Here is a 26,791-nt window from a genome sequence, read left to right as displayed (position 1 = left end):
GTCGCCCCATTCGGCCCGATCGGTATGAATGGTAGGAATTCGACGCATACTGGTTGCGTGTGGGTGCCTCGGCTCGTCCGGCGAGTCGATTCCGATGCGATCAGGAGATGGCATGTTCGAGGAGGCCCAGTATCTGGCCCCGGTCACCCGTAGGGCCGACGGCGGCGTCGAGGTCGAGCTGTCCCGCAGCCACCCGGGGTTCGCGGACGCGGTGTACCGCGAGCGCCGGAATCGGATCGCGGAGCTGGCCTTGGACCACCGGCGCGGCGACCCGATCCCGGAGGTCGAGTACACCGAAGAGGAGCACGAGGTCTGGCGCCTCGTCTCGCACGAGTTGTCCGTCTCCCACGCGGAGTACGCGGTCTCGGACTACCTGGAGGGCACGGCGCGGCTGAAACTGCCGACCGACCGGATCCCCCAGTTGGAGGAGGTCAGCGGCGCGCTGCAACCGCTCACCGGGTTCCGTTACCTGCCCGCGGCCGGTCTGGTCCCGCTGCGCGACTTCTACGGATCACTGGCCGACTCGTACTTCCACTCGACCCAGTACATCCGCCACCACAGCGTGCCGCTGTACACGCCCGAGCCGGACGTCGTGCACGAGGTGATCGGGCACGCCAACATGCTCGCCTCGGACCGGTTCGCCGCGCTGTACCGGGTGGCCGGCGAGGCGGCCCGCCGGGTGGAGAGCCGCGAGGCGCTGGAGTTCGTCTCGAAGGTCTTCTGGTTCACCCTGGAATTCGGCGTCATGCACGAGGGGGGCGCACTCAAGGCCTACGGCGCGGGGATCCTGTCGTCCTACGGCGAGATCCGCGAGTTCCGCACCGTCGACATCCGCGAACTGGACCTGGTGGCGATGGGCACGATGCAGTACGACATCACCCACTACCAGGACATCCTGTACGCGGCACACTCGATGACCCACCTGGAGGACCTCGTCGGCACCTTCTGGGCCACGTGCACCGACGACTCGATCGCCGCCCTGACGGCGTCGGCGAAGACGCCGTAGACCCTTCCCCCGTGGTCGTTCACTCGGTCGGGTGATCGGGCGCCAAACGTCCGGTCACCTGCCCGAGTGGCTCTTCATGCTCGCTGACGCTCTTCTCGGCGCCCAAGGGCGACGACTACACGGAGAGCTACACCGGCCCGTTCGGCAAGCAGATCGATCTGCCCGCGCCGTTCTCGACGGCCTTGGACACCACCAGGTTCGTCTGACGCTCGGCGGCACTTCGGTCGGGGGCGCTCACACCCGCCGTACGAATACCCGGCCGAAGTCGCCGCCCGTGGCCAGGAGGGTGCCGTCGGTGGAGAAGGCCAGGCGGCGTACGCGTTGGTCGTCGTAGCCGGGGAGCGGGCGGCTGGACGCCTCGCGCAGGTTCGCGTCGTACACGTGCAGCGCGCCCGTGCGGTGGCCGCCGATCGCAATCCGCCCGCCGTCCGGCGAGTAGGCCCACGCGTAGCACGTGGCCCAGCCGTTCGGGTGGTGCGGGTTGGTGAAGTGCCAGGCCGGTTCGCCGGTGTCGATCGAGAGTGCGAACGGCCCGTTCACCCGCCTCTGGTTGACAAGGAGCAGGGTCTCGCTCGGATCGAAGCCGAGGTCGCCGATCTCCCACGCGAGCGGCACCCGAGCGGTCGGGCGACCGGTCTCCACGTCCCACACCTCGACCTCGTTGGTCGGATCGTCGGTCGCGTCCCGGTGCCCGTAGACCACACCGCGGCTGACCCGCCACACCGCCAACAACCGGCCCGAGGGCGACAGCGCGGCCCCCCGGCACTCGGTGGTCGCCGACTGCGTCGAAACCTCGAACACCTGCGTGCCGGCCGCGTCCAGGACGCGCACCCGGTCGCCGGCGTCGAACACCACGAGTCGTCGGCGGGCCGCGTCCCAGGACGGCTGCACGGTGTACGGATTGAACAGGGCATCCTCGAACTGCCGGTAACAGGCGAGCTGTTCCTCATGCAGGGTGGTCAGGTCGAGCCGGCGTGTGGCGCCGCCGACCGTGTAGACCACGGCCGTTCCCGTCGCGTCGAACAACACGCTGTCGATGCCGGTCAGCCGCTCGGCCGTCGGCACCGCGTGCACCGTGCGCCGAACCCCGGTGGCCACGTCCACGAGACGGATCGCACCGCCGTAGGCGATCAGCACCGTGTGCCCGTCCGGATGCAGGTCCAGTGCCCGCGACGAGGTCTTGCCCGGCGGCATGAACTCCAGCGCCACCGGATCCTCCGCCCCGCCCAGCCGGACGAACCCGGCCCGCAGCGCCTTGTCCGCCTCCCGCCGCAGCGCGACCACGGCGGCGGCCGGGTCCGTGAACTCCTTGCGCGTCTCCCGGGCCTTCCCGTTCCCCGACCACGCGGCCCGGACGAACTCGGCCCCGGACACGCCGAATCTCCGGTACTTGGGCCCGGCCGAGTCCGGCAGCACGAGCGTGACCTGTTCCTGTCGCATCGGAGCACGCTAGCGCCGCGGCCGGGAAACGGGCATCGGGCGGCGGACGCGACTCACACCTCGGACGGGGATGTCACGAAATCGATCAGTTCCTCCACCCTCCCCAGCAGCGCGGGCTCCAGATCGCGGTACGAATCCACCGCGGCGAGAATGCGACGCCACGCCTGCGGCGGATCCACCGGCCAGCCGAGCGCCGCGCAGACCCCTTCCTTCCACGGCACACCGCGCGGTACGTCCGGCCACGCCGCGATGCCCACCGACGCCGGCCGGACCGCCTGCCACACGTCGATATAGGGGTGTCCCACCACGAGCACCTGATCACCGGTCACCTGCGCCGCGATCCGGCTCTCCTTCGAGCCGGGCACCAGGTGGTCCACCAGCACGCCCAGCCGTCGACCCGGGCCCGGCGCGAACTCGCGCACCAGCGCCGGAAGATCGTCGACGCCCTCCAGATACTCCACGACCACGCCCTCGATCCGCAGGTCGTCGCCCCACACCCGCTCGACCAACTCCGCGTCGTGCCGGCCCTCCACATAGATCCGGCCGGCCCGCGCCACCCTGGCCCGGGCGCCCCGGACCGCCACCGAACCCGACGCGGTCCGCCCGGGAGTGCGCGCGGGTCCGGGCGTGCGCGGGCGGACCAGGGTGACGACCTCGCCGTCGATCAGGAACCCGCGCGGATCCAGCGGGAAGACCCGGAGCCGGCCGTGCCGATCCTCCAGGGTGACGGTGAACCCCTCCGGGGTCTTCTCCACCCGGACCACCGCACCGCAGAAGCCGGTGGACGCCTCCTCCACCACCAGATCGCGTTCGGCCTCGACCTCGGGGACGGGCTTGTCCTTCTTCCATCCCGGGATCAGCGACTCGGGTCCATAGCTGCGCATGAGAGTGACGCTAGCCGGGTGACGGTGCGTCAGTCCGGTACGACGCGCCCGGCGGCGACCTCGGCCAGCCAGTGGTTCTGTCGGATCACGAACTCCTCGTCCACCACCGCACCGTGCCCGGGCAGCCAGACACTCGCGTCCAGCGCCCGGACCCGTGCCAGCGAATCGCTCCACTCGGCGGCGAACGCGTCCGAGCCGAACACCGGCGGCCCGCTCTCCTCCACCATGTCGCCGGCGATCAGCACGCCGCAGTCGGGCACGTGCACGACCACATCGTGGTCGGTGTGTCCGCGGCCCGGCGCGTACAGCACCACCTCGCGCCCGCCCAGGTCCACAGTCACCGGCTGCTCGCGGGTCACCGTGCGGGTCGGCGGCACGATCCGCGCGGCGTTCATCAGCTCCGGGTCGAAGCCGTGCGAGATGCCGCTCGCCCGACCGGCGTCGGCGTACCGCTCGAGATAGGCCGGCAGATCCGCGTGGCCCCAGACCTCGGCGTCGGGGAAGGCACGCAGCACCTCGTCGTTGCCGTAACAGTGGTCGAAGTGACCGTGTGTGTTCACCACCGCGACCACCCGGTCGGGCAATCCGTGCGCGGGCAGTTCGCGGGCCAGCGAGGCCAACAGGTCGGCGGCCTCGTGGTCGTGCGAACCGGTGTCCACGAGCAGGATCCCCTCGCGACCCGTGACGACCGCCACATTCAGTTCCAGGCCGGGCAGCCGGCGGCGCAGGACGCCCGGTGCGATCGGCTCCCAGGTGGCGTGTTTCGGCTGTTCGGCGCGTAGCATGCGTCAACCTTGGCACGGACTCAGGGGTACGGTCCGGATCGGGTGACCCGTACACTGGCACTCGGCGGGACGGAGTGCCAACCAGTGGGACGAACCACCGCCGACGGGACACGGCAACGGGTGGAAGAACGGGTCAGGGAGGTGCGCACCATGCTCGACGATCGCAAGCAGGACGTGCTGCGTGCCATCGTGCAGGACTATGTGGCGACCCAGGAGCCGGTGGGTTCCAAGGCGCTCGCGGACCGACACAACCTCGGGGTCTCCCCGGCCACCATTCGCAACGACATGGCCGCGCTGGAGGAGGAGGGCTACATCACGCAGCCCCACACCAGCGCCGGCCGCGTGCCCACGGACAAGGGCTACCGGCTGTTCGTCGACCGGCTCGCGGGCGTCAAGCCGCTGTCGGGCGCCGAGCGCCGGGCGATCCAGACCTTCCTGGCCGGCGCGGTGGACCTGGACGACGTGGTGGGCCGGACGGTGCGGCTGCTGGCGCAGCTGACCCATCAGGTCGCCGTCGTGCAGTACCCCTCGCTGACCCGCTCGACGATCCGGCACGTCGAGTTGCTCACCCTGGCGCCCACGCGCGTGATGCTCGTGCTGATCACCAGCACGGGTCGGGTCGAGCAGCGGGTGATGGACACACCGGGCCCGGTCGGCGAGAACCTGCTCGCCGACGTCCGCGCGCGACTGAACAGCCGGATCACCGGCAAGCGGTTCGCCGATGTGCCGTTGTTGGTCCAGGATCTCGCCGAGCCGTTCACCGCCGAGGAACGGCCGATCGTGGCGGACATCCTGGCGACCCTGCTCGACACCCTGGTCGAGCACAAGGAAGAGAAGGTCGTCCTGGCCGGGACGGCCAACCTGACCCGTTTCGGCATGGACTTCCCGAACACGATCCGCCCGGTCCTCGAAGCACTCGAGGAGCACGTCGTGCTGCTGCGCCTGTTGGGTGAGGCGACCGACCCGGGCATGGTCGTGCGGATCGGACACGAGAACATGCACGAAGGACTGGCCGCGACCTCGGTGGTCGCCGTCGGATACGGCAGTGGGCAGGAAACGCTGGCGAAGCTCGGGGTGCTCGGGCCGACCCGAATGGACTACCCCGGAACGATGGGAGCGGTGCGCGCCGTGGCACGGTACGTCGGACAGATCCTCGCGGAGTCGTAGAGTTGGCTACCGATTACTACGAGGTCCTCGGGGTGCGGCGGGACGCCACCCCGGAGGAAATCAAGAAGGCCTTCCGCCGGCTCGCTCGGGAGCTGCACCCGGACGTCAATCCGGACCCGAAGACGCAGGACCGGTTCAAGGAGATCAACAACGCCTACGAGGTCCTCTCGGACCCGCAGAAGCGACAGATGTACGACCTCGGCGGCGACCCGCTGTCCTCCGGGGGCGGCGCGGGCGGCGGCTTCGGCCAGGCCGGCTTCGGCTTCAGCGACATCATGGACGCGTTCTTCGGCCAGGCCAGCCAGCGCGGACCGCGCTCGCGCACGCGCCGCGGCCAGGACGCGATGATCCGGATCGAGATCACCCTCGAAGAGGCCGCGTTCGGCACCACCCGGGAAATCCAGGTGGACACCGCCGTCACGTGCAATACGTGCAACGGCGAGGGCGCGGCCCCGGGTACCTCGGCGCAGACCTGCGACATGTGTCGCGGGCGCGGCGAGGTCAGCCAGGTCACCAAGTCCTTCCTGGGCCAGGTCATGACGTCGCGGCCGTGTCCGCAGTGCCAGGGCTTCGGCACCGTGGTCCCGCACCCGTGCCCCGAGTGCGCGGGCGACGGGCGGATCCGCGCGCGGCGCACGCTCACCGTCAAGATCCCGGCGGGCGTGGACAGCGGCACCCGGATCCAGCTCGCGGGCGAGGGCGAGGTCGGCCCCGGTGGCGGACCGGCCGGCGACCTGTACGTGGAGATCGTCGAGGTCCCGCACACCACGTTCCAGCGGCGCGGTGACGACCTGCACTGCACGGTCACCATCCCGATGACGGCGGCGTCGCTGGGCACCAAGGTGCCGTTGCAGACGCTGGACGGCACCGAGGAGATCGACATCCGCCCCGGCACCCAGTCGGGCCAGTCGATCCCGCTGCACGGACGCGGCATCACCCACCTGCGCGGCGGCGGCCGGGGCGACCTGGTCGTGCACGTCGAGGTGCAGACGCCGAGCAAGCTCGACCCCGAGCAGGAGGAGCTGCTGCGACGGCTCGCCAAGCTGCGCGGCGAGGAACGGCCTTCCGGCCAGTTCACGCCGGGCCAGCAGGGCCTGTTCTCCCGCCTCAAGGACGCGTTCAACGGTCGCTGAACCGACGCGCGGCACGCACAGCGCGCGCGGGTGTCCGGGGTGGGTGTGTCGTGATGTCCGCACGCGCCGGACGGGCCGAAATCGGCCCGTCCGGCGCGTGCGCGCGTATCCGCGGCGGACCTGTGCCGCGAGGTCGGGGCGAGGCACGTCCCGGGCTCGGTCGGACCTAGGCTTGGTCGAACGAGGCGAGCCGAGCCGTCCTCCGAGCGAACGGGGAGCATGATGCCGACGACGACCGACCCCACCCGGCTGACCGCGCTGCCGATCGTGCAGGCACCGATGGCCGGTGCGGCCGGCTTCGCCCTCGCGGCGGCGGTCATCCGCTCGGGCGGGCTCGGTTTCCTGGCCGCCGGGTATCGCTCGGCCGACGCGCTGGCCGCCGAGATCGACGAACTGCGCGCGCTGATCGGCGATGCGCCGTTCGGGGTCAACGCGTTCATGCCGCACCCCGTGCCCACCCGCGCCCAGGACGAGCTCACCCGGCGCTACGCGGCGTCGCTGGCCCGAGCCGCCGCGCACTACGGCGGCACCGTCGGCACACCCGCCCCCGGCTCGGAACGCGACGACTGGGACGCCAAGCTCGCGCTGCTGCTCGCCCACCCGGTCCCGGTGGTGAGCTTCACCTTCGGCCTGCCCGACCCCGCCGCGATCACCGCGCTGCGGGCCGCCGGCACGCTGACCGTGGCCACCGTCACCACACCCGAGGAGGCCCGCGTCGCCGCCGGTGGCGGGGTCGACGCGCTGTGCGTACAGGGCGCCGAGGCCGGCGGTCACCAGGGCGGCTTCGCCAATCCGGACGAGCCCGCCCCGTACGGCCTGCTCACCCTGCTCACCCTGATCGCCGCCGAGACCGAACTGCCGCTGATCGCCGCCGGCGGCCTGATGACGGGCCGGCAGATCGAGGCGGTGCGGCTCGCCGGCGCGAGTGCCGCCCAGCTGGGCACCGCCTTCCTGCGCTGCCCGGAAGCCGTCGCGCCCGCCGCGCACAAGGCCGCGCTGGCCGATCCGGCCTTCGACCGCAGCGTGCTCACCCGCGCGTTCTCCGGCCGCTGGGCCCGGGGACTGCGCAACGGTTTCGTGGCCCGTCACGAGGCCGAGGCCCCCGGGGTCTACCCCTACGTCCACCACCTGGTCTCGCCGATCCGCAAGGCCGCCGCCGCCCGGGGCGAGGCCGACGGCCTGGCCCTGTGGGCCGGTCAGGGCTGGCGCCTCGCCCGCGAGGAGCCCGCCGCCGAGGTGATCAACCGGCTCGTCGACGAGATGGCCGCCGCCCGAAAGGCACATGCGTGAGCGCCCCCGTCTTCCTCGCCCCCGGCGAGGCCATCCGGCACGGCCGGCAGGTCGTCCTGGACGGCGCCGAGGGTCGACACGCCGTCACGGTGCGCCGCCTCGTCGCCGGTGAGCCGATCGTCCTGGCCGACGGCGCCGGACTGGCCGTGCACGGCACGGTCAACCGCACCGAGGGCAAGGACACGCTGTACGTCGACGTCGACTCGCGCACCGAGGAACCCGCCCCCGCCCCCCGGATCGTGGTGGTCCAGGCACTGCCCAAGGGCGACCGCGGCGAACTCGCGGTGGAGACGATGACCGAGGTCGGCGTCGACGTGATCGTGCCCTGGGCCGCCGCCCGCTGCATCACCCAGTGGAAGGGCGAGCGCGGCGCGAAGGCGCTGGCCAAGTGGCGCTCGACCGCTCGCGAGGCGGGCAAGCAGGCCCGCCGGCTGCACCTGCCCGAGGTCACCGAGCAGATGAGTACGCGCCAGGTGGCCGCGCTGCTCGGCGCCGCCGCGTTCGCGGGCGTGCTGCACGAGTCGGCCGCCGCGCCGATCGCGACCGCCGCCACGCCGACCGAGGGCGACCTGGTCCTGGTGGTCGGCCCCGAGGGCGGGGTGTCGCCGGACGAACTGGCCGCGTTCGCCGCGGCAGGCGCGAGCGCGTACCGTCTGGGCCCGACCGTGCTGCGCACCTCCACGGCCGGCGTCTCGGCGGCGTCCGTGTTGTTGGCCCGATCCGGCCGCTGGGGCTGACGCGTCGGGCGGTACACCTGACTACGATCGGGGCGACCGCCCGTGATCGACTCGGACCCGATGGAGGCACCCATGGCTGCGGGGGAACCCCAGGCCGACTGCCTGTTCTGCAAGATCCTCGCCGGCGACGTCCCGGCCACGATCGTCCACGAGACCAAGGACGTGGTGGCCTTCCGGGACATCAACCCGCAGGCGCCCACACACGTCCTGGTCATCCCGCGCGCGCACTACGCCAACGCGGGCGAACTGGGCGCCGAGGCCCCCGAACTGGCGGGCACCCTGCTCGCCGAGGCGGCGGTCGTCGCAGCCGCCGAGGACCTCGCCGAAGCGGGCTACCGGATAGTCTTCAACACCGGTACAGGCGCCGGGCAGACCGTCTTCCACGTGCACGCGCACCTCCTCGGCGGTCGCGGGCTGAGCTGGCCTCCCGGCTAGTCGAACGTGTCCACCAGGGAATTCGTCGTCCTCGGCACCGCGAGCCAGGCTCCGACCCGGCACCGCAACCACAACGGCTACCTGTTGCGGTGGGACGGCGAAGGGCTGCTGTTCGACCCCGGGGAGGGCACCCAGCGGCAGATGTTGCACGCCGGGGTGGCCGCGCACGACATCACCCGGATCTGCGTCACGCACTTCCACGGTGACCACTGCCTCGGCCTCCCCGGCGTGATCCAACGCATGTCGCTGGACCGGGTCGCGCACCCGGTGACCGCGCACTACCCGGCGAGCGGACAGCGGTGGTTCGACCGGCTGCACCACGCGACCGCGTTCCACGAGACCGCCGTGCTGATCGAGCACCCGCTGGCGGGAGAGCACGTCGAACTGCCCGCCGGGCCGTTCACCCTGGAGGCACGCCTGCTCTCCCACCCGGTCGAGTCGTACGGCTACCGGGTGGTCGAACCGGACGGCCGTCGGATGGTGCCCGACCTGCTCGCCGCACATGGCATGTCCGGGCCCGACGTGGGCCGGATCCAGCGCGAGGGCCGAGTCGGCGAGGTCACCCTCGAACAGGTCAGCGTGCCTCGCCCCGGGCAGAAGTTCGCGTTCGTGATGGACACCCGGATGTGTCCGGGCGCGGTCGAGCTCGCCCGCGACGTGGACCTGCTCGTGTGCGAGTCCACGTTCGCCGACGCCGATGCCGACCTCGCCCGTGAGGTCGGCCACCTCACCGCCCGCGAGGCGGCGGGCATCGCCGCCGAGGCGGGCGCGCGCCGGCTGGTGCTGACCCACTTCTCGCAGCGCTACGCCGACGTGACACCGCTCCTGGAGCAGGCCGGGGAGGTTTTCCCGGACACCGTCGCGGCGCACGACCTGGACCGGATCGAGGTTCCCAGGCGGCGGCAGGTGCCGGAATAATCCCCGGGTCCGCCGGGTCCGGAGAGTTACCATTGAGCGGCATCGAACCGCTTCCCGAGCACGGAAATGAGGCGTGATCAGGCCGCCAAGGCCGCCCATGGCTCCCACGACGAACGCGCGAGGCGCGAGCTCCGAGAACACCGCGCGCGAGAGCACGCGCGAAACTCCGGCCGCGCAGGCCCAGGCGAAGATCACGATCCCCGCCAAGCACCCCATGGTGGCGCTCCTCGGTTCCGGCGACTCGTTCCTGCGAGTGGTCGAGCAGGGGTTCCCCGACACCGACATCCACGTCCGAGGCAACGAGGTCACCGTCTCCGGTACCGAGGCCGACGTGGCCCTGGTCCGCAGGCTCTTCGACGAGCTCCTGGTCATCGTGCGCACCGGCCAGCCGCTCAACGAGGAGGCGGTCGAGCGCTCGGTGGCGATGGTCCGCTCCAACGACGGGCACGGTCCGGCCGAGGTGATGACCCTCAACATCCTGTCCAACCGCGGCCGCACGATCCGTCCCAAGACGCTCAATCAGAAGAGCTACGTGGACGCGATCGACGAACACACCATCGTGTTCGGCCTCGGCCCGGCGGGCACCGGCAAGACCTACCTGGCGATGGCCAAGGCGGTTCAGGCCCTGCAATCCAAGCAGGTCACCCGGATCATCCTGACCCGCCCGGCGGTCGAGGCGGGCGAGCGGCTCGGCTTCCTGCCCGGCACGCTCTACGAGAAGATCGACCCGTACCTGCGCCCGCTCTACGACGCGCTGCACGACATGATCGACCCCGACTCGATCCCGCGCCTGATGGCCGCGGGCACCATCGAGGTGGCCCCGCTCGCCTACATGCGCGGCCGTACGCTGAACGACGCGTTCATCATCCTGGACGAGGCGCAGAACACCTCGGCCGAGCAGATGAAGATGTTCCTGACCCGGTTGGGCTTCGGCTCGCGCATGGTGGTCACCGGCGACACGACCCAGGTCGACCTGCCCGGTGGCACCCAGTCCGGGCTGCGCGTGGTGCAGGAGATCCTGCGTGGCGTGGACGACATCGCATTCTGCAGCCTCACCAGCGAGGATGTGGTGCGACACAAGCTCGTCGGCCGGATCGTGGACGCGTACGCGCGCTACGACGTCCTGGTCGAGGCCGACGGTCGCGCGAACGGCGGCACCGGCAACGGTGACGGGCCCGGGTCGCGCGGGCGGCGGGCGGGCGACCGGAATGGCCGGGGCAAGCACACCGTTGTGAACATGCAAACAGTGGAACGGGAAGTGAACTGAAGGCCATGTCCATCGACATCGCCAACGAGTCCGGCACGGGGGTGGACGAACACGCGATCGTGGACGTCGCCCGGTGGACGCTGGACCGTATGCGCATCCATCCACTGGCGGAACTGTCCGTGGTCATCGTGGACGAACCCGCGATGGAACAACTGCACATCCAATGGATGGACCTGCCCGGTCCGACCGACGTGATGTCCTTCCCGATGGACGAACTGCGTCCCGGCAAGGCCGACGAGGACCCCCCGCAGGGGTTGCTCGGCGACGTCGTGCTGTGTCCGACCGTCGCGCAGCGCCAGGGCGCGGCGGCCGGCCACTCCATGGACGACGAACTGCACCTGCTCACCGTGCACGGCGTGCTGCACCTGCTCGGCTACGACCACGCCGAGCCGGACGAGGAGCGCGAGATGTTCGCGCTCCAGAAGGAGTTGCTCGAATCCTGGCGGGAGGCCCGTCGCGCCGCGGGAGACCGCGGATGATCCCGCCACCGGATACATCCGACCCGAGCCGGAACCGGCCCTGGGGCGGCAGTGCCCGCTGACAGCGTGCTGCAACTCGTGGTCGGTGCGATCGTCCTGGTCGTCGTGGCCGGCCTCTTCGCCTGCCTGGAGACCGCTCTCGCGCGGATCTCCCGGGTCCGCGCCGAGGAGTTGGTCCGCGAGGAACGCCGGGGCGCCAAGCGCCTGTTGACGGTGGTTCAGGATCCCGCCCGGTATCTCAACCTGGCCCTGCTGGTGCGGGTCGCGTGCGAGCTGTCGGCGGCCGTCCTGGTCACCGTCGTGTGCATGGACGACTTCGCCGAGACCTGGCAGGCGGTGCTGGTCACCATCGGCATCATGGTCGTGGTGTCCTACGTCGCCGTCGGGGTGTCCCCGCGCACCGTCGGCCGCCAGCACCCGGTCACCGTGGCCACCATCGGCGCACCCGTGCTGTTCGGGCTCGCCCGCGTGCTCGGGCCGCTGCCGAAGCTGCTGATCCTGCTGGGCAACGCGCTCACGCCGGGCAAGGGTTTTCGGGAGGGGCCGTTCGCGTCCGAGGCCGAACTGCGCGCGTTCGTGGACCTGGCCGAGAAGGACTCGCTGATCGAGGACGACGAGCGCGAGATGTTGCACTCGGTGCTGCAACTGGGCGACACCATCGTGCGCGAGGTGATGGTGCCCCGTCCGGACATGGTCTTCATCGAACGGCACAAGACGCTGCGCCAGGCGATGTCGCTGGCACTGCGCAGCGGCTACTCGCGGATCCCGGTGATCGGCGAGAACGAGGACGACGTGGTGGGCATCGTCTTCCTCAAGGACCTGGCCCGGCGCAGCACCATGGGCGATCCCGGCTGGGCCAAGGAGAGCGTCGACTCGATCATGCGCGCGGCGACCTTCGTGCCGGACAGCAAACCGGCCGACGACCTGCTGCGCGAGATGCAGGCCGATCGCACGCACATGGTCGTGGTGGTCGACGAGTACGGCGGCACCGCCGGGCTGGTCACCATCGAGGACATCCTCGAGGAGATCGTCGGCGAGATCACCGACGAGTACGACACCGAGACCGCGCCGGTGGAGCAACTCCCCGACGGCACGTTCCGGGTCACCGCCCGGTTGCCCGTGGACGAGTTGGGCGAGCTGTTCGGCCTCGAACTCGACGACGAGGACGTGGAGACCGTCGGCGGCCTGCTCGCCAAGGCGCTCGGCCGGGTGCCCATCCCGGGCGCCACGGCCGTGGTCGAGGGCCTGCGGCTGATCGCGGAGAGCCCCTCGGGCCGGCGCAACCGGGTCGGCACGATCGTGGTCGGCCGGGTCGAACCGGACCGGGACGACCCGTCGACCACCGCGGACGCCCGCCCGGGATCCGAGCGGAACCGCTGACCTGCCCGGCCGGCCCGCCGCCTCGGGTGCGACCTTCACACGAGCGCGAGTTAGGGTGTGCCGGCACCCGTACCGCGCCGAACAGGAGAGCCCCCGTGAGCGCCGAGACGCCCGAGTTCGCCGTCGATCCCGAGGACGCCAAGCTGGTCACCCTGGCCCGGGCCACCCGGGCCCGCAACGGGGCGAGCGAGGGTGCCGCCGTGCGCGACGAGACCGGGCGCACCTACACGGCGTCCACGGTCGCGCTGCCCTCGCTGGAGTTGTCGGCGCTGCGCACGGCCGTCGCGATGGCCGTCGCGGGCGGCGCACGCGGTCTGGAGGCGGCGGCGATCGTCGGCGCGGAGGGCCCGGTGGCCGAGGCGGATCTGGCCGCGGTGCGCGATCTCGGCGGCGCCGGCACGCCGATCCTGTCGGCCGGCCCGGACGCGGTCGTGCGCGCGATCGCGACCGTCTAGGGCGCGCCGGGATCGGTCGGAAGGGTCGAAAGGGCGTCCGGCGCACCCGCGACGCGAGGAGCGCTCGCTTCTTGAGCGACAATGTCACCCATGAGTGATCGCCCTAACCCCTCCGCGCCCGTCCACCGCTCGGGCTTCGCGTGCTTCGTGGGCCGCCCCAACGCCGGCAAGTCCACCCTGACGAACGCGCTGGTGGGCACGAAGGTGGCGATCACGTCGGGCCGCCCCCAGACCACCCGCCACACGGTGCGCGGCATCGTGCACCGGCCCGACGGCCAGCTCGTCCTGGTGGACACCCCCGGCCTGCACAAGCCGCGTACGCTGCTCGGCCAGCGGCTCAACGACCTGGTCCGGGCCACCTGGGCGGAGGTCGACGTGATCGGCTTCTGTATCCCGGCCGACCAGAAGGTCGGCCCCGGCGACAAGTTCATCGCGGCCGAGTTGGCCGAGGCCAAGCGCACGCCCAAGGTCGCGATCGTGACCAAGACCGACCTGGTGGACCAGCAGACGCTGGTCCAGCAGTTGCTCGCGGTGCAGAAGATGGGCGAGGACGTCGGCATCGAGTGGGCCGAGATCATCCCGGTCTCCGCCGTCGGCGACAGCCAGGTGACCCTGGTCGCCGACCTTCTGGTGCCGCTGCTGCCGGCGGGCCCGCCGCTGTACCCGGACGGCGAGCTCACCGACGAGCCGGAGATGGTGATGGCCGCCGAGCTGATCCGCGAGGCGGCCCTGGAGGGCGTGCGTGACGAACTCCCGCACTCGCTCGCGGTGGTCATCGAGGAGATGATCCCGCGTGAGGACCGCCCCGCGGACCGGCCGCTGCTCGACGTGCACGCGAACCTCTACGTAGAGCGGCCGAGCCAGAAGGCGATCGTGATCGGGCACAAGGGCGCGCGGCTCAAGGATGTGGGCACGCGCGCCCGCAAGCAGATCGAGGCGCTGCTTGGGACGCCCGTTTACCTGGACCTTCACGTGAAGGTGGCCAAGGACTGGCAGCGCGACCCCAAGCAGCTCCGCAAGCTCGGGTTCTGAGGTCGGTCGGGGATCAGCGGCCGTACGGGCCCGACTGGTTGCGCTTCGCGGTCATCAGGACGAATACGGCCGCGCCGATGGTGATCACGGCGCCGGCCAGAACCATCCACAGGCCGTACTCGACCGTGAGATCGATTTTCTCCAGGATCTTCTTGGCTCGGTCGACCTGAGAGTCGGGCAGGTCCGCGTCCTGGAGCGGCAGCCGAGTCTTGTCGGCGATGTTCCAGATCGCGAAGCCCAGAGCCACGAGCCCGGCGATCGCGGCGCCCGCGGCGACCTGAGCCTTGCGCAGCGCGATGCCGACGCCGAACAGGACCACGGCGATCAGGCTTGCGGCCAAGGTCCACTTGCCGTCGCCCTCGAGGCCCTTGAGCGGGTCGCCCTCACCCTTGGCGCCGATCCAGGCCAGGCAGGACCCGATCGCCGCGAGCACCGCACCGATCGCCCCGCCGATCGCCGCCGGCGCGAACGGCGCCAATCCGCCGCCCATGCCGCCTCCGCTCGGCGTGGGCGGCGGATATCCACCGGGCTGCTGCCCGTATCCCGGCTGCTGACCGTACGGGCCGGACTGCTGCCCGTACCCGGGCGGCGGCTGCTGACCGTACTGCGGGGGTTGCTGTCCGTATCCGCCCTGTTGCGGTTGTCCGTAGCCCGGGCCGCCCTGCTGGGGGTATCCGCCGGGCTGGCCCTGACCCGGCTGTTGTCCGTATGGGCCCTGGTTGTCGTAGCTCATGGTCAGTGAGCGTAGGAGGATCTCGGCCGGCGGGCGAGGGGCTCGGCCGAAAAGATCGCATGTGTTCGTATGCCGGATGCCGGCCCGACGGTTGCGATCGGTCGGGTATGGTTGCCAGATCATGCGTCAGTGGCTGCTTCTCCTTAGCCGCCGCGCCGGGGGCTCATCCCTCTGACAGAGGTCAGACCGGCTCCCCCGTCGCGGGGATAGAGGCATGTCCGCACGTCGGAGCCTCCGGGATGTCGTTTCCTCCCGTCGCCGGCCTACCTGCCGTTGCAGCCCGTTCCTCGCATACAGGAGACCAGCCGCATGCCTTCCGTGAATCGCCCCACGCCGATCACCGCCTCGTCCGTGACGCAGCAGCCGTCCGGGATGCCGATCCACAAGTACAGGCCGTTCCGGGGCGTCGACCTGCCGGACCGCACCTGGCCGTCGAAGACGATCACGGTGGCACCGCGCTGGCTGTCCACCGACCTGCGGGACGGCAACCAGGCGCTGATCGACCCGATGAGCCCGGCCCGCAAGCGGACCATGTTCGACCTGCTGGTACGGATGGGCTACAAGGAGATCGAGGTCGGCTTCCCGGCCGCGTCGCAGACCGACTTCGACTTCATCCGCTCGATCATCGAAGAGGGCGCGGTACCGGAGGACGTCACCATCTCGGTGCTGACCCAGGCCCGCGAGGAACTGATCGGGCGCACCGTGGAGTCGCTGATCGGCGCGCCCAAGGCCACGGTCCACCTGTACAACGCGACGGCGCCCGCCTTCCGTCGGGTCGTCTTCAACGTCGACCGCGACCAGTGCAAGGCGATCGCGGTGTCCGGCACCGAGCACGTGATGCGCTTCGCGGACAAGCACCTGGGCGACGAGACCGCGTTCGGCTACGAGTACTCGCCCGAGATCTTCATCGACACCGAGCTGGACTTCGCCCTGGAGGTCTGCGAGGCGGTGATGGACGTGTGGCAGCCCGAGGCCGGTCGCGAGATCGTGCTGAACCTGCCCGCCACCATCGAGCGCTCGACGCCGAACGTGTACGCGGACCAGATCGAGTGGATGAGCCGCAACCTGACCCGTCGCGACTTCATCGCGCTGTCGGTGCACCCGCACAACGACCGCGGCGCGGCGGTGGCGGCGACCGAGCTGGCCGTGATGGCCGGTGCCGACCGGGTCGAGGGCTGCCTGTTCGGGCACGGCGAGCGCACCGGCAACGTGGACCTGGTCACGCTGGGGATGAACCTGTTCAGCCAGGGCGTCGACCCGATGATCGACTTCTCCGAGATCGACGAGATCCGGCGCACGGTCGAGTACTGCACGCAGCTGCCGGTGCACCCGCGCCACCCGTACGCGGGCGACCTGGTCTACACCGCGTTCTCCGGCTCGCACCAGGACGCGATCAAGAAGGGCCTGGAGGTCCTGGAGCGGGACGCGGCCGAGGCGGGCAAGCCGGTCGAGGAACTGGACTGGGCGGTGCCGTACCTGCCGATCGACCCCAAGGACGTGGGCCGCACCTACGAAGCGGTGATCCGGGTCAACAGCCAGTCCGGCAAGGGTGGCGTCGCGTACGTGCTCAAGGCCGACCACCGGATGGACCTGCCGCGTCGGGCGCAGATCGAGTTCTCCCGGATCATCCAGACCAAGACCGACGCCGAGGGCGGCGAGGTGACGCCGGCTCAGATCTGGGCCACGTTCCAGGACGAGTACCTGCCCACGCCGGACGCCCCGTGGGGTCGGCTGGAGCTGCGCGGTCACCGCACGGTCTCCGGCGCGGACGGCAAGGACGTGCTGACCGTCGAGATGAGCGTGGACGGCGCGGTGCAGACGCTGGAGGCGACCGGCAACGGCCCGATCGACGCGTTCGTCCGGGCCCTGGGCGGCCTGGGCTTCGACGCGCGGGTGCTGGACTACAGCGAGCACGCGATGAGCGGCGGCGAGGACGCGCGGGCCGCGGCCTACGTCGAGTGCGCGGTCGACGGCCGGGTGCTGTGGGGTGTGGGCGTGGACGAGAACATCGTGCGCGCGTCGCTCAAGGCGATCGTGAGCGCGGTCAACCGCGCCGCGCGCGGGTGACCGAGAAGGTTTCCCGAACGGCGGTCCCCGGCTCGGCCGGGGACCGCCGTTCCGTTTTCATCGAGCCCGCACTTGGTTGACCGGGACTGCGTCGAACCGGACTCGAGATCGCCTCGACCCCGTTCCCAAGTTAACTCAGCTGAGTTAAAGTGCCGCTCTACCCCCGGGGAGGGCACTGCCATGACACCGCCCACAACGCCGATGCGCAGCCGGATCGCCGACCGCAGGCTGATGCCGGGGCCGCGCGTGCTCCGCCGACTGCCCGAAGGCGTCGAGTCGGCGCCGTACACCCTGTTCGAACTCGTTCCGCAGGGCGACCTGATCGGCGCCGAGATCCGCGGCGTCTCGCTTGCCGAGCCGGTCGGTCCCGAACTGTTCGCCGAACTCGACCGGGCGCTCCTGGAATGGAAGGTGCTCGTCTTCCGGGACCAGCCGATCACGCCCGCGCAGCACTGCGCGTTCGCCCGGCTCTGGGGCGAATTGGAGGTGCACCCCTTCCTGTCCCACGGGGACGTGCCCGAGGTGGTGCGCTTCGCCAAGGACGCCGCGTCCGTGGGTGTGGAGAACATCTGGCACGCCGACGTCACCTGGCGCGAGCGGCCCGCGCTCGGTTCGGTGCTGCGTGCGGTCGAGGTGCCCGAGCGTGGCGGGGACACGGTGTGGGCGGACATGGCCGCCGCCCACGACGCGCTGCCGGCCGACCTGCGCGAACGGGTGGCCGGGCTGAGCGCCGTGCACGACTTCACCCTCGCCTTCGGGCACGGCCTCGATGCCGAGCAACTCGCGGCCAAGCGACGCGAGTTCCCGCCGGTCGAGCACCCCGTGGTACGCACCCACCCGGCCACCGGTCGGCGCACGCTGTTCGTCAACGGCATCTTCACCGACCACGTCGTCGGGTTGCCGGACGCGGAGAGCGAGGAACTGCTCGGGCTGCTGTTCCGCCAGGCGATGACACCCGAGTACCAGTTCCGGCTGCGCTGGACGCCGGACACCGTCGCGTTCTGGGACAACCGGGCGACCCAGCACTACGCGGTCAACGACTACCACCCGCACGTGCGGGTGATGGAGCGCGCATCGATCCTGGGCGACCGTCCGTACTGAGCACTCCGGCCGCCTGCCCCGACGGCCCGCGCACCCTGCCCGCGCGCCGCCCCGCGCGAACAAAAGTAACCATCTGTCCGCTTTCGATGACGCTTCGTGAAAATCGTGGCAGCATCGGAGCAGGCGGAAATACTGCATTCCGTCGCGCGGGACGCAGGGGGCTGCACCATGTTCTTCGTCGTGGGCATCCGGACCATTCGATCGGCGATCGGGGACGGCGAGTTCCACTGTCCGGCGTGCGGTGGTGACCGGCGCTTTCGCAAGGGCGGCGGTCGACGCCGGCTCGTGCTGTTGGGCGTCGCGCTGATCCCGCTCGGGCGGGCCGGCTCCGGCATCGAGTGCGCGGTGTGCTGCACGCGGCACGACGTCTCGGTGCTGGAGACGCCGACCGCGCGCGCTCTGACGCTGCTGCTGCGCGAGGCGGTGCGTGCCCTCGTGGTGGCCGTCGTGGCGGCCGTGGACGACGAGCCGCACGCGGCGGAGGCGGTGCGCGCGGCGGCGGTGGAGACGGTCCGGGCCGCGGGCATGCCGAGCTACGACGCGTGCACGCTCGCCGCCGACGTCGGGGCGCACATCGCGCAGGACACCGCGTGGGCGCTCGCCGAGATCGCGCCGCACCTCGCGGTCGCCGGGCGCGAGCACCTGGTCGGCCTCGCGGCCCGGGTCGCGCTGGCCGGCGGGGCGTACGACCCGGCGCACCGGGTGATCCTCTACCACGCGGGCGACCGACTCGGCCTCGGCCGGGCCCGCGTCGATCACGTGCTCGCAGGGCCCTGAGCCGCCCGCGGCCGGCCGCGAGCCGTGAGCACGGACCCGGCGCGTCGGCCGAGCGCGGCACAATGGGAGCATGAGCCTCCTCCGTGACGAGGGTGTCGTCCTGCGCGCCCAGAAGTTGGGTGAGGCCGATCGGATCATCACCCTCCTGACCCGCGACCACGGGATCGTGCGCGCCGTCGCACGCGGGGTGCGCAAGACGAAGTCGAAGTTCGGCGCCCGGGTCGAGCCGTTCGCGCACGTCGACATCCAGCTCTTCACCCGGGGCAGCGACTTCCCGGGCCGCGGTCTGCCGATCATCACGCAGGCGGAGACCCTGGGCGCGTACGGCGGTCGGCTCGCGCTGGACTACGCCGCGTACACCTCCGGGACGGCGATCCTGGAGACCGCCGAGCGGCTCACCGACCACGAGCGCGGCCAACCGGCACTCCAGCAGTACCTCCTGCTGATCGGCGCCCTGCGCACCCTCGCGATGGGCAGCCACGAGCCCGGCCTGGTACTGGACGCGTTCCTGCTCCGCTCGCTCGCGGTGGCGGGCTACGCGCCCAGTTTCGTCGACTGCGCGCGCTGCGGACTGGACGGACCGAACCGGTTCTTCTCCGTCCAGGGTGGTGGGACGGTGTGCGGCGACTGCCGCCCGGCCGGATCCGTCGTACCCTCACCCGAGACCCTTTCCCTGCTCGGTGCGCTGTTGACCGGCGACTGGGGCCGAGCCGACGCGAGCGAGCCGCGGCACCGGCGCGAGGGCAGCGGCCTGGTGGCCGCGTATCTGCAATGGCACCTGGAGCGGGGTATCCGCTCGTTGAGATTGGTGGAGAGATCGTGAGTCAGTCGCGTGGCCGCTTCGGCCTGTTCCCCCGCCGCCGGCGGGCCGAGTCGGCACCCGCCCGGGCCGCTCGCGAGCAGCGGCAGTACCGCGACCCGAAGCCGCACGCCGAGGGCGCACTGCCACCGGAGATCCCGGCCGACCTGGTGCCCCGGCACGTGGCACTGGTGATGGACGGCAACGGCCGCTGGGCCAAGGAGCGCGGTCTGGCCCGCACCGACGGGCACACCGCGGGCGAGGCGTCGTTGTTCGACGTGGTCGAGGGCGCGGCGCAGATCGGCGTCAAGTACGTCTCCGCGTACGCCTTCTCCACCGAGAACTGGAAGCGTTCGCCCGAGGAGGTGCGCTTCCTGATGGGCTTCAACATCGACACGATCCACCGGCGGATCGACGAGATGGACGAGCTCGGCGTACGGATCCGCTGGTGCGGTCGGCGGCCCCGGTTGTGGGCGAGCGTGATCAGGGAGCTGGAGATCGCCGAGGAGCGGACCAAGAACAACACCAACCTCACCCTGGCGATGTGCATCAACTACGGCGGCCGGGCCGAGATCGCGGACGCCGCGGCGTTGATCGCGGCGGACGTCAAGGCGGGCCGGCTCGACCCGAAGAAGGTCGACGAGAAGTTGTTCGCCAAGTATCTGGACGAGCCGGACATGCCCGATGTGGATCTGTTCATCCGGTCCTCCGGTGAGCAGCGCACGTCCAACTTCCTGCTGTGGCAGTCCGCGTACGCCGAGATGGTCTTCCTCGACGTGTTGTGGCCGGACTTCGACCGGCGGCACATGTGGCAGGCGTGCGAGACGTACGCCTCGCGCGATCGTCGCTACGGCGGCGCCCTGCCGAACGCGGTCGCGGCGCCGGACCCGGAGTCGGAGCCGGTGCCGTCGGGTTCGCCGGCCGCGTCGGGGGCCTGATCGGCCCCGGCGGGGTCGGTCGGCACGGGGAGCCGCTCGCCCGAGTGGGCGACGGTCGACGGGTGAAAGGTTCGTAAAGCGGGGTGTGCGCCCGGCGGCAGCCTCACGATCAATGCGAACATGACCATCATGTTCGAAAAGAGCGCGCCGCCGCGCCCCGCTGCCGCCGCACGGACGGCGCCACCGCCACCGCGCAGCGCCGAGTCGTCCGCGACCGCCGGGCCCGTTTCGCACGGTCGCCCACCCGCCGAGCGATGGCGACCGGGCCAACTCGAATTCTTCGTCCTCGCCCTGGTCGGGCTGCTCTTCGCGCAGCCGTGGATCGTGGATCGGCTCGGCACGCCCGCGGTGCAGACCTGGGCCACCGTGTTCGTCGCGATCTCCGTGCAGGCGCTGCCGTTCCTGGTGCTCGGCACGCTGCTGTCCGCGGCGATCACCGCGTTCGTGCCGCCGTCGGTGTTCACCAAGGTGCTGCCCCGGCGGCAGTCCCTGGCGGTGCCGGTCGCGGGCGCTGCCGGGGCGATCCTGCCCGGCTGCGAGTGCGCGTCGGTGCCGGTGGCCAGTGGGTTGATGGCGCGCGGGGTCGCGCCCGCCGCGGCGCTCGCGTTCCTGTTGTCCTCGCCCGCGATCAACCCGATCGTGTTGACCGCGACCGCGGTGGCCTTTCCCAAGCAGCCCGAGATGGTGCTCGCCCGCTTCGTCGCCTCGCTCGGCACGGCGGTGCTGATGGGCTGGTTGTGGGCACGCTTCGGCCGGCCCGAGTGGATCAAGGCGATGCGCCGCCCGCACGATCACGGCGGCAGCGGCAAGTGGGAGAACTTCCGGCTCGCGCTCCAGCACGACTTCCTGCACGCGGGCGGCTTCCTGGTGATCGGCGCGCTCACCGCCGCGACGCTGAACGTCACGGTGCCCAAGCACGTGATCGACGCGGTCTCCGGTTCGCCGTGGTTCGCGGTGCTCGCGCTGGCCTTCCTGGCGGTGGTGCTCGCGGTCTGCTCCGAGGCGGACGCGTTCGTGGCGGCGAGTCTGATCGGGTTCTCGCCGACCGCGAAACTGGCCTTCATGGTGGTCGGCCCGATGGTGGACGTGAAGCTGATCGCGCTCCAGTCGGGCACCTTCGGGCGCGGCTTCGCGGCCCGGTTCTCCTCGGCCACGTTCGTGGTCGCGATCGTGGCAAGTTACGGCGTCGGATGGTGGTTGTTGTGAGGCGGGACGTCCAGGCGGTGCTGTTGATCCTGATCGGCGGCGCGCTGCTGCGGATCTCGCTGACCGACATGTACCTGCGCTACGTCAAGGACGGACTGCGTCCCGCGCTGCTCGCGGCGGGCGTGATCCTGCTCGTGGTCGGCCTGATCTCCGTGGTGCGGGACGGGATCCAGCGGCAGGCCAAGGAACCCGCCACCGAGCACGCGTCCGCCCATGCGGCCGGGTCGATCGACGAGCAGCCGGTGGAGCCGGCGGGCGAGGACGGTCACGGGCACGACCACTCGGCCGGCCCGCGTGCGGCCTGGCTGTTGTGCCTGCCGGTGCTCGCGCTGTTCCTGATCGCGCCGCCCGCCCTCGGTTCGTACACCGCCTCGCGCTCGGACAACGTGGTGGCCAAGCCGGCCGCCGCCTCGAACGACGCGGGCTTCCCGGCACTGCCGCCGGGGGATCCGCTGCCGATGACCCTGGCCGACTTCCTGATCCGCTCGGTCTGGGACACCACCGCGCCGCTCAAGGACCGCAACGTCCAGCTCACCGGCTTCGTCACGCCCGGCAAGACGGCCGGCACGTGGTACATCACCCGGATGGTGATCAGCTGCTGTGCCGCCGACGCCTTCGCCCGCAAGATCGAGGTGCACGGCGTCGCGGCGCCCCCGACCGACTCGTGGGTGACGGTCACCGGCCGCTGGCTGCCCAACGGCCAGACCCAGGCGGACGACGCGATGCCGGCCCTGACCGCGACCCGGGTCGACCCCATCCCGACACCGCGCGAGCCGTACGAATAGGCACGCCGTGACGATGTCACGGTCCCGTCACCGCCGCGTTCGCGTCCTGCGAGCGCGGCGGCGGCGTGACGCCCCTTCTCCTACCGTGAGTTCGCGGACGGATCGCCTGGGGAGGACGATCCGCCGCTCGATCGGGGGGAATCAGCATGGGGTGGGGAATGCGTCGTGCCGTCGTCGCGGCGGTCGTCGTGGGCGTACTCGGGTCGGGCGTGACCGGGTGTCAAAAGCACAAGGGCACGGACACCGACCGGCAGCAGGGAACGAGCACCGAGGTGCCGAAGACCTCGGGCCAGGACGGCAAGGCCGGGGACGGCGACCTGGAGGTCAAGGGCGTGTTCCTGACCGTCACGCCCGGCACGCTGGCCGGCGTCCGGTGCAAGACCGCGTTCATGGAGACCTTCATCGCCACGATCACCTTCGCCGACGGACACAGGGGCGGGCGGATCACGGTCAGCTACGGCGGCTCCTCCGGCAGCATGAAACAGGAGGACATCGACGTGCCCGCGGGCAAGAAGTCGATCACCAAGACGTTCGCCTACTCGGAGTTCCTCTACGGCGGTTCGATCGCGGCCGGACAGCTCAACGTGCTGAAACCGAATCGGGTCGGCTCGGCCACGGTGCGGCCCACCGGCACGTGCACCGAGGGCGGGACGTGGGGCGGCAGCACGACCGGTACGACCGGCGGGGGCAGCTGGTAGTCGAGCGAACCCGGGCTAGGCCGGGTTCGCGCACTGCGCGCAGGTGCCGAAGATTTCCAACTCGTGCGAGACGTCGCCGAAACCGTGCTCGGCGGCGATCCGGTTCGCCCACCGCTCGACCGCCGGGCCCTCGACCTCGACGGTGCGACCGCAGGAGCGGCAGACGAGGTGGTGGTGGTGCCCACGGCTGCACCGACGGTAGACCGACTCGCCGTCCTGGGTGCGCAGCACGTCCACCTCGTCGGCGTCCGCCAGGGCCTGGAGCGTGCGGTAGACGGTGGTCAGCCCGACCGCCTCGCCGCGCTGCTTGAGCAGGTCGTGCAGGTCCTGGGCGCTGCGGAAGTCCTCGATCTCGTCGAGGAGTGCCGAAACGGCGGCACGCTGCCGGGTGGACCGACCCCGAACCGGGCTCGCGCCGTGGGCGGTGGTCACCTGGGTGCCTCCTCGATCGCTACGAGCCGGACGGCGCGCTGTCCTCGCGCCGGCGCGGTGTGTCCATGTCTAGGTCGCCATTGTGCCGGCGCCGGGTACCTCCGCGTCCACATGCACGTCGTCGACCCGAGCCGGACCGGCCTCGGCCGCGGCGGCCTCCGCGCGCCGGGCCCGGCGCCGGTTCAGCGGCGTGGCGAGCACGCCCACCAGGACGAACAACGCGATGGCGAGCAGCACGATGGTGGCCCCGGGCGGCGCGTCGACGTAGTACGTCAGGGCCGTGCCGGAGACCGAGACCAGTACGCCGACCACGATCGCGAGCGCGGCGGTCATCGAGAACGTGCGCGAGACCTGCTGGGCGACCGCGACCGGGACCACCATCAGCGCGCTCACCAGGAGCAGCCCCACCACCCGCATGGCCACCGTCACGGTGACCGCGGCGGTGACCGCGAGCAGCAGGTTCAGCGCGCGCACCGGCAGGCCGGTCACCCGGGCGAACTCCTCGTCCTGGCACACCGTGAACAGAGCCCGGCGCAGCCCGAGGGTGACCGCGAGCACCGCGACCGCCAGGATCGTGATGATCCGGATGTCCTGTGGCGAGACCGAGGTCAGCGAACCGAACAGGTACGACTGGAGATTGGCGTTGGAGCCCTCCGGGGCCAGGTTGATCAGCATCACGCCGCCCGCGATGCCGCCGTAGAAGAGCACGGACAGCGCGACGTCGCCGCTGACCTTGTTGCGCTCGCGGATCAGCTCGATCAGCACCGCGCCCACGGACGCGGTGAGCACCGCGGTCCAGACGGGGGAGGTGCTGAGCAGGAAGCCCAGGCCGACGCCGGTCAGCGCGACGTGTCCGATGCCGTCGCCCATGAACGCCTGTCGGCGCTGGACCAGGTAGACGCCGACGGCGGGCGCGGCCATGCCCACGAGCAGGGCCGCGAGCAGCGCGCGCTGCATGAAGGGGAAGTCCAGGATCGTCACGAGAGCAGTCCCATCCCGGCGCGGTGCGCGGTGTGATCGTCGTGCGGGTGCACGTGGTCGTGGCCCGGCAGCGCATGTTGGCCGACCGCCCGGGGCGGCGGGCCGTCGTGGCACACGCAGCCCTCGCGCAGGACCACCGCGCGGTCGATCAGCGGCTCCAGCGGGCCGAGTTCGTGCAGTACGAGCAGGACCGCCCGGCCCTGTTCCTGCTGCGTGCGCAAGGTGCCCGCGAGCACCTCCTGGCTGCGCAGGTCCACGCCCGCCATCGGCTCGTCCATGATCAGCAGGTCGGGGCGGCGGGCCAGGGCGCGGGCGATCAGCACCCGCTGCTGCTGGCCGCCGGACAGGTGGGCGATGCCGTCGCGGGCCCGGTCGAGCATGCCGACCGCGGCCAGCGCCTCGTCCACGGCGGCCCGGCCGCGCCGACCCGGGCCGAGCACACGGCGGCCGTCGAGCAGGCCCGAGGTGACCACTTCGCGCACACTGGCCGGCACGCCGGCGGCGGCGGTGGTGCGCTGCGGCACATAGCCGATCCGCGACCAGTCGCGGAATCGGGCGAACGGCGTGTCGAACAGTTCGATCGTGCCGCCGGTCAACGGGACCAGCCCGACCAGGGTGCGCACCAGCGTGGACTTGCCCGAGCCGTTGGCGCCGAGCAGGGCGACCACCTCGCCGGGGTGCACGCTCAGGTCCACTCCGCGCAGTACCGGCCGGCCGCCCAGGGACGCGGTGCCGCCGGTCAGCCGGGCGACCGGCGCCTGAAGTCGTGTCATGAGCAGCCGAGTCCCTTCCGCAGCGCGTCCAGGTTGGCGCGCATCACCGAGAGGTAATCGTTCTCGGCCTCGTTCTTTATGCCCTCCAGCGGATCCAGGACGGCGGTCCGCACGTTCAGGTCCTGGGCGAGTGTCCTGGCGGTCTTGGGTTCGGCCAGCGTCTCGAAGAAGATCGTGGTCACCCCGCGCTCGTGCGCCAGCTTCTGGATGTCGGCCCGGCGGGCGGGGGAGGGCTCGGATTCCGGGTTGACGCCGTTCACCGCGATCTGGTTCAGGTGGTAACGCTCCGCGAGATAGCCGAAGGCCGCGTGGGCGGTCACGAAGTCCCTGCGGGCGCACGTGGTCAGGCCGGCGGTGAACTCGCCGTCGAGCGTGTTCAGGCGTGCGGTCAGGTCGGCGGCGCGGGCGCGGTAGTCCTGCGCGTTGGCCGGGTCCGCGGCGGCGAGCGATTCGCCGACGCCGCCGGCGATCGCGGCGAGCCGGGTCGGGTCCAGCCACACGTGCGGGTCGCCGTGCTCGGCGTCCGCGTGGTCGTGGCCCTCGTGCCCGCCTTCCTCGGTGCCGTGCACCTCGGTGCCGTGCTCCTCCAGCGGCGCGAGTGTGCTCGCCTCCACCGTGTGCTTGGGCTTGTTCTGCGAGATCGCCTTGTCCACCGCGGGCTGCAGACCCTTGAGGTAGACGACCAGATCGGCTTGCGAGACCGCGCCGACCTGCCTGGGGGTCAACTCCAGATCGTGCGGCTCGGCGCCGGCCTTGGTCAGGTTCGTCACCTTCACGTGCGGCCCGCCGACCTGCTGGGCAACGAATTTCATCGGGTAGAAGGCCGCGATCACCCGCAGCTTCGCGCCCGCCCCGGTATCCGCCTTCGCGTCGTCGGTGCCCGCGCATCCGGAGAGCAGCAGGGCGGATGCGGCGGCGGCCGCGAGCAGGGCAGCCGGAGCGGTGCGGCGTATCTTCATGACAATGATTCTCAACTAGAATGACAATCGTTGTCAATAATAGCGGGTTGGGCCAACCGTGGCACAGTCGGGTGCGGGCATAAGGATTTACCGGGGCGACCGGCGCGCCGGTAGCCTGTGCCGACACTGTCACT

The 26,791-nt window shown here is 71.3% G+C and carries 28 protein-coding genes; 20 read left to right on the top strand and 8 right to left on the bottom strand.

Annotated features, from left to right (window positions below):
- Positions 1-112 precede the first annotated feature (112 nt).
- Entirely contained in the window at positions 113-1,006 is an 894-nt protein-coding gene (locus tag ACFZBU_RS09265) for a phenylalanine 4-monooxygenase (protein WP_391582855.1), read from the top strand.
- Positions 1,007-1,240: 234 nt separating this feature from the next.
- Here the strand turns inward: ACFZBU_RS09265 and ACFZBU_RS09260 are convergent, their stop codons facing one another.
- From ACFZBU_RS09260 to ACFZBU_RS09250, 3 genes are read right to left on the bottom strand one after another with little or no spacing between them, the layout of a single operon-like run.
- Positions 1,241-2,446, bottom strand: coding sequence for a WD40 repeat domain-containing protein (locus ACFZBU_RS09260; protein ID WP_391582854.1), 1,206 nt, complete (start codon positions 2,444-2,446; stop codon positions 1,241-1,243).
- A gap of 53 nt (positions 2,447-2,499) precedes the next feature.
- Complete coding sequence (locus ACFZBU_RS09255; protein ID WP_391582853.1) at positions 2,500-3,330, bottom strand: DUF3097 domain-containing protein; 831 nt, start codon at positions 3,328-3,330, stop codon at positions 2,500-2,502.
- A gap of 29 nt (positions 3,331-3,359) precedes the next feature.
- Positions 3,360-4,115, bottom strand: coding sequence for an MBL fold metallo-hydrolase (locus ACFZBU_RS09250; protein WP_391582852.1), 756 nt, complete (start codon positions 4,113-4,115; stop codon positions 3,360-3,362).
- Positions 4,116-4,265: 150 nt separating this feature from the next.
- On the opposite strand from ACFZBU_RS09250, the gene hrcA reads away from it, so the two are divergent.
- The 11 genes from hrcA to era all read left to right on the top strand — a co-directional run bounded on the left by hrcA (position 4,266) and on the right by era (position 14,408).
- A complete protein-coding gene (gene hrcA, locus ACFZBU_RS09245) occupies positions 4,266-5,282 on the top strand; it encodes a heat-inducible transcriptional repressor HrcA (RefSeq protein ID WP_078979500.1) in 1,017 nt (338 codons plus the stop codon).
- 2 nt (positions 5,283-5,284) lie between these two features.
- Positions 5,285-6,415, top strand: coding sequence for a molecular chaperone DnaJ (dnaJ, locus tag ACFZBU_RS09240; RefSeq protein ID WP_391582851.1), 1,131 nt, complete (start codon positions 5,285-5,287; stop codon positions 6,413-6,415).
- 222 nt (positions 6,416-6,637) lie between these two features.
- Positions 6,638-7,705 carry an NAD(P)H-dependent flavin oxidoreductase gene (locus ACFZBU_RS09235; protein WP_391583077.1) on the top strand — a complete coding sequence of 356 codons (1,068 nt, stop codon included), beginning with the start codon at positions 6,638-6,640 and terminating at the stop codon, positions 7,703-7,705.
- Complete coding sequence (locus tag ACFZBU_RS09230) at positions 7,702-8,442, top strand: 16S rRNA (uracil(1498)-N(3))-methyltransferase (protein WP_391582850.1); 741 nt, start codon at positions 7,702-7,704, stop codon at positions 8,440-8,442. Before ACFZBU_RS09235 ends, ACFZBU_RS09230 begins: the two co-directional genes overlap by 4 nt.
- A 72-nt stretch (positions 8,443-8,514) precedes the next feature.
- A complete protein-coding gene (locus ACFZBU_RS09225; RefSeq protein WP_391582849.1) occupies positions 8,515-8,877 on the top strand; it encodes a histidine triad nucleotide-binding protein in 363 nt (120 codons plus the stop codon).
- Positions 8,878-8,883: 6 nt separating this feature from the next.
- A complete protein-coding gene (locus ACFZBU_RS09220; RefSeq protein WP_391582848.1) occupies positions 8,884-9,795 on the top strand; it encodes a ribonuclease Z in 912 nt (303 codons plus the stop codon).
- Between the two features lie 214 nt (positions 9,796-10,009).
- Positions 10,010-11,062 (top strand): PhoH family protein, encoded by a 1,053-nt coding sequence (locus tag ACFZBU_RS09215; protein ID WP_391583076.1) that lies wholly within the window; start codon positions 10,010-10,012, stop codon positions 11,060-11,062.
- Positions 11,063-11,067: 5 nt separating this feature from the next.
- Positions 11,068-11,541, top strand: coding sequence for an rRNA maturation RNase YbeY (ybeY, locus tag ACFZBU_RS09210; RefSeq protein WP_360304623.1), 474 nt, complete (start codon positions 11,068-11,070; stop codon positions 11,539-11,541).
- Between the two features lie 51 nt (positions 11,542-11,592).
- Positions 11,593-12,921, top strand: a complete 1,329-nt coding sequence (locus ACFZBU_RS09205; protein WP_391582847.1) for a hemolysin family protein — start codon at positions 11,593-11,595, stop codon at positions 12,919-12,921.
- A gap of 95 nt (positions 12,922-13,016) precedes the next feature.
- On the top strand, positions 13,017-13,376 hold the full coding sequence (locus ACFZBU_RS09200; protein WP_391582846.1) for a cytidine deaminase: 360 nt from the start codon (positions 13,017-13,019) through the stop codon (positions 13,374-13,376).
- A gap of 81 nt (positions 13,377-13,457) precedes the next feature.
- The gene (gene era, locus ACFZBU_RS09195) at positions 13,458-14,408 is read left to right on the top strand and encodes a GTPase Era (RefSeq protein ID WP_391582845.1); all 951 of its coding nucleotides are present in this window, start codon (positions 13,458-13,460) and stop codon (positions 14,406-14,408) included.
- Between the two features lie 13 nt (positions 14,409-14,421).
- On the opposite strand, the gene ACFZBU_RS09190 is transcribed toward era, so the two are convergent.
- On the bottom strand, positions 14,422-15,141 hold the full coding sequence (locus tag ACFZBU_RS09190; protein WP_391582844.1) for a hypothetical protein: 720 nt from the start codon (positions 15,139-15,141) through the stop codon (positions 14,422-14,424).
- A gap of 309 nt (positions 15,142-15,450) precedes the next feature.
- Between ACFZBU_RS09190 and leuA the strand changes: the two genes are divergently transcribed.
- The 8 genes from leuA (at position 15,451) to ACFZBU_RS09150 (ending at position 23,512) form a co-directional block, all read left to right on the top strand.
- Positions 15,451-17,208 carry a 2-isopropylmalate synthase gene (gene leuA, locus ACFZBU_RS09185; RefSeq protein WP_391582843.1) on the top strand — a complete coding sequence of 586 codons (1,758 nt, stop codon included), beginning with the start codon at positions 15,451-15,453 and terminating at the stop codon, positions 17,206-17,208.
- A 180-nt stretch (positions 17,209-17,388) separates the two neighbouring features.
- A complete protein-coding gene (locus tag ACFZBU_RS09180; RefSeq protein WP_391582842.1) occupies positions 17,389-18,309 on the top strand; it encodes a TauD/TfdA dioxygenase family protein in 921 nt (306 codons plus the stop codon).
- A 168-nt stretch (positions 18,310-18,477) separates the two neighbouring features.
- A complete protein-coding gene (locus ACFZBU_RS09175; protein ID WP_391582841.1) occupies positions 18,478-19,086 on the top strand; it encodes a TerB family tellurite resistance protein in 609 nt (202 codons plus the stop codon).
- Positions 19,087-19,156: 70 nt separating this feature from the next.
- On the top strand, positions 19,157-19,909 hold the full coding sequence (gene recO, locus ACFZBU_RS09170) for a DNA repair protein RecO (RefSeq protein WP_391582840.1): 753 nt from the start codon (positions 19,157-19,159) through the stop codon (positions 19,907-19,909).
- 23 nt (positions 19,910-19,932) lie between these two features.
- Complete coding sequence (locus tag ACFZBU_RS09165) at positions 19,933-20,823, top strand: isoprenyl transferase (protein ID WP_391583075.1); 891 nt, start codon at positions 19,933-19,935, stop codon at positions 20,821-20,823.
- A gap of 120 nt (positions 20,824-20,943) precedes the next feature.
- Entirely contained in the window at positions 20,944-22,029 is a 1,086-nt protein-coding gene (locus tag ACFZBU_RS09160; protein WP_391582839.1) for a permease, read from the top strand.
- Entirely contained in the window at positions 22,026-22,814 is a 789-nt protein-coding gene (locus ACFZBU_RS09155) for a TIGR03943 family putative permease subunit (RefSeq protein ID WP_391582838.1), read from the top strand. The genes ACFZBU_RS09160 and ACFZBU_RS09155 overlap by 4 nt, the downstream gene beginning before the upstream one ends.
- A gap of 158 nt (positions 22,815-22,972) precedes the next feature.
- The gene (locus tag ACFZBU_RS09150; protein WP_391582837.1) at positions 22,973-23,512 is read left to right on the top strand and encodes a hypothetical protein; all 540 of its coding nucleotides are present in this window, start codon (positions 22,973-22,975) and stop codon (positions 23,510-23,512) included.
- 15 nt (positions 23,513-23,527) lie between these two features.
- Here the strand turns inward: ACFZBU_RS09150 and ACFZBU_RS09145 are convergent, their stop codons facing one another.
- The 4 genes from ACFZBU_RS09145 to ACFZBU_RS09130 all read right to left on the bottom strand — a co-directional run bounded on the left by ACFZBU_RS09145 (position 23,528) and on the right by ACFZBU_RS09130 (position 26,657).
- Positions 23,528-23,944, bottom strand: coding sequence for a Fur family transcriptional regulator (locus ACFZBU_RS09145; protein WP_391582836.1), 417 nt, complete (start codon positions 23,942-23,944; stop codon positions 23,528-23,530).
- 69 nt (positions 23,945-24,013) lie between these two features.
- Positions 24,014-24,925, bottom strand: a complete 912-nt coding sequence (locus tag ACFZBU_RS09140) for a metal ABC transporter permease (protein ID WP_391582835.1) — start codon at positions 24,923-24,925, stop codon at positions 24,014-24,016.
- Complete coding sequence (locus tag ACFZBU_RS09135; protein WP_391582834.1) at positions 24,922-25,698, bottom strand: metal ABC transporter ATP-binding protein; 777 nt, start codon at positions 25,696-25,698, stop codon at positions 24,922-24,924. Before ACFZBU_RS09135 ends, ACFZBU_RS09140 begins: the two co-directional genes overlap by 4 nt.
- Positions 25,695-26,657, bottom strand: a complete 963-nt coding sequence (locus tag ACFZBU_RS09130; protein WP_391582833.1) for a metal ABC transporter substrate-binding protein — start codon at positions 26,655-26,657, stop codon at positions 25,695-25,697. Before ACFZBU_RS09130 ends, ACFZBU_RS09135 begins: the two co-directional genes overlap by 4 nt.
- Positions 26,658-26,791: the final 134 nt, after the last annotated feature.

The sequence above is a fragment of the Embleya sp. NPDC008237 genome (assembly GCF_042956465.1).
Lineage (GTDB): Bacteria > Actinomycetota > Actinomycetes > Streptomycetales > Streptomycetaceae > Embleya.
The sequence above is the reverse complement of the archived record's forward strand: the minus strand, read 5'-3'. Positions and strand labels throughout refer to the sequence as shown.

What these genes read in the sequence shown, in the direction of transcription:
- leuA (WP_391582843.1), top strand. Translation starts at nt 15,451, where the DNA reads ATGCCTTCCGTGAATCGCCCCACGCCGATCACCGCCTCGTCCGTGACG.
- hrcA (WP_078979500.1), top strand. Translation starts at nt 4,266, where the DNA reads ATGCTCGACGATCGCAAGCAGGACGTGCTGCGTGCCATCGTGCAGGAC.
- ACFZBU_RS09150 (WP_391582837.1), top strand. Translation starts at nt 22,973, where the DNA reads ATGCGTCGTGCCGTCGTCGCGGCGGTCGTCGTGGGCGTACTCGGGTCG.
- ACFZBU_RS09225 (WP_391582849.1), top strand. Translation starts at nt 8,515, where the DNA reads ATGGCTGCGGGGGAACCCCAGGCCGACTGCCTGTTCTGCAAGATCCTC.
- ACFZBU_RS09265 (WP_391582855.1), top strand. Translation starts at nt 113, where the DNA reads ATGTTCGAGGAGGCCCAGTATCTGGCCCCGGTCACCCGTAGGGCCGAC.
- ACFZBU_RS09260 (WP_391582854.1), bottom strand. Translation starts at nt 2,446, where the DNA reads ATGCGACAGGAACAGGTCACGCTCGTGCTGCCGGACTCGGCCGGGCCC.
- ACFZBU_RS09235 (WP_391583077.1), top strand. Translation starts at nt 6,638, where the DNA reads ATGCCGACGACGACCGACCCCACCCGGCTGACCGCGCTGCCGATCGTG.
- ybeY (WP_360304623.1), top strand. Translation starts at nt 11,068, where the DNA reads ATGTCCATCGACATCGCCAACGAGTCCGGCACGGGGGTGGACGAACAC.
- ACFZBU_RS09215 (WP_391583076.1), top strand. Translation starts at nt 10,010, where the DNA reads ATGGTGGCGCTCCTCGGTTCCGGCGACTCGTTCCTGCGAGTGGTCGAG.
- ACFZBU_RS09180 (WP_391582842.1), top strand. Translation starts at nt 17,389, where the DNA reads ATGACACCGCCCACAACGCCGATGCGCAGCCGGATCGCCGACCGCAGG.
- ACFZBU_RS09190 (WP_391582844.1), bottom strand. Translation starts at nt 15,141, where the DNA reads ATGAGCTACGACAACCAGGGCCCATACGGACAACAGCCGGGTCAGGGC.
- ACFZBU_RS09130 (WP_391582833.1), bottom strand. Translation starts at nt 26,657, where the DNA reads ATGAAGATACGCCGCACCGCTCCGGCTGCCCTGCTCGCGGCCGCCGCC.
- ACFZBU_RS09175 (WP_391582841.1), top strand. Translation starts at nt 18,478, where the DNA reads ATGTTCTTCGTCGTGGGCATCCGGACCATTCGATCGGCGATCGGGGAC.
- era (WP_391582845.1), top strand. Translation starts at nt 13,458, where the DNA reads ATGTCACCCATGAGTGATCGCCCTAACCCCTCCGCGCCCGTCCACCGC.
- ACFZBU_RS09160 (WP_391582839.1), top strand. Translation starts at nt 20,944, where the DNA reads ATGACCATCATGTTCGAAAAGAGCGCGCCGCCGCGCCCCGCTGCCGCC.
- ACFZBU_RS09135 (WP_391582834.1), bottom strand. Translation starts at nt 25,698, where the DNA reads ATGACACGACTTCAGGCGCCGGTCGCCCGGCTGACCGGCGGCACCGCG.
- recO (WP_391582840.1), top strand. Translation starts at nt 19,157, where the DNA reads ATGAGCCTCCTCCGTGACGAGGGTGTCGTCCTGCGCGCCCAGAAGTTG.
- ACFZBU_RS09255 (WP_391582853.1), bottom strand. Translation starts at nt 3,330, where the DNA reads ATGCGCAGCTATGGACCCGAGTCGCTGATCCCGGGATGGAAGAAGGAC.
- ACFZBU_RS09250 (WP_391582852.1), bottom strand. Translation starts at nt 4,115, where the DNA reads ATGCTACGCGCCGAACAGCCGAAACACGCCACCTGGGAGCCGATCGCA.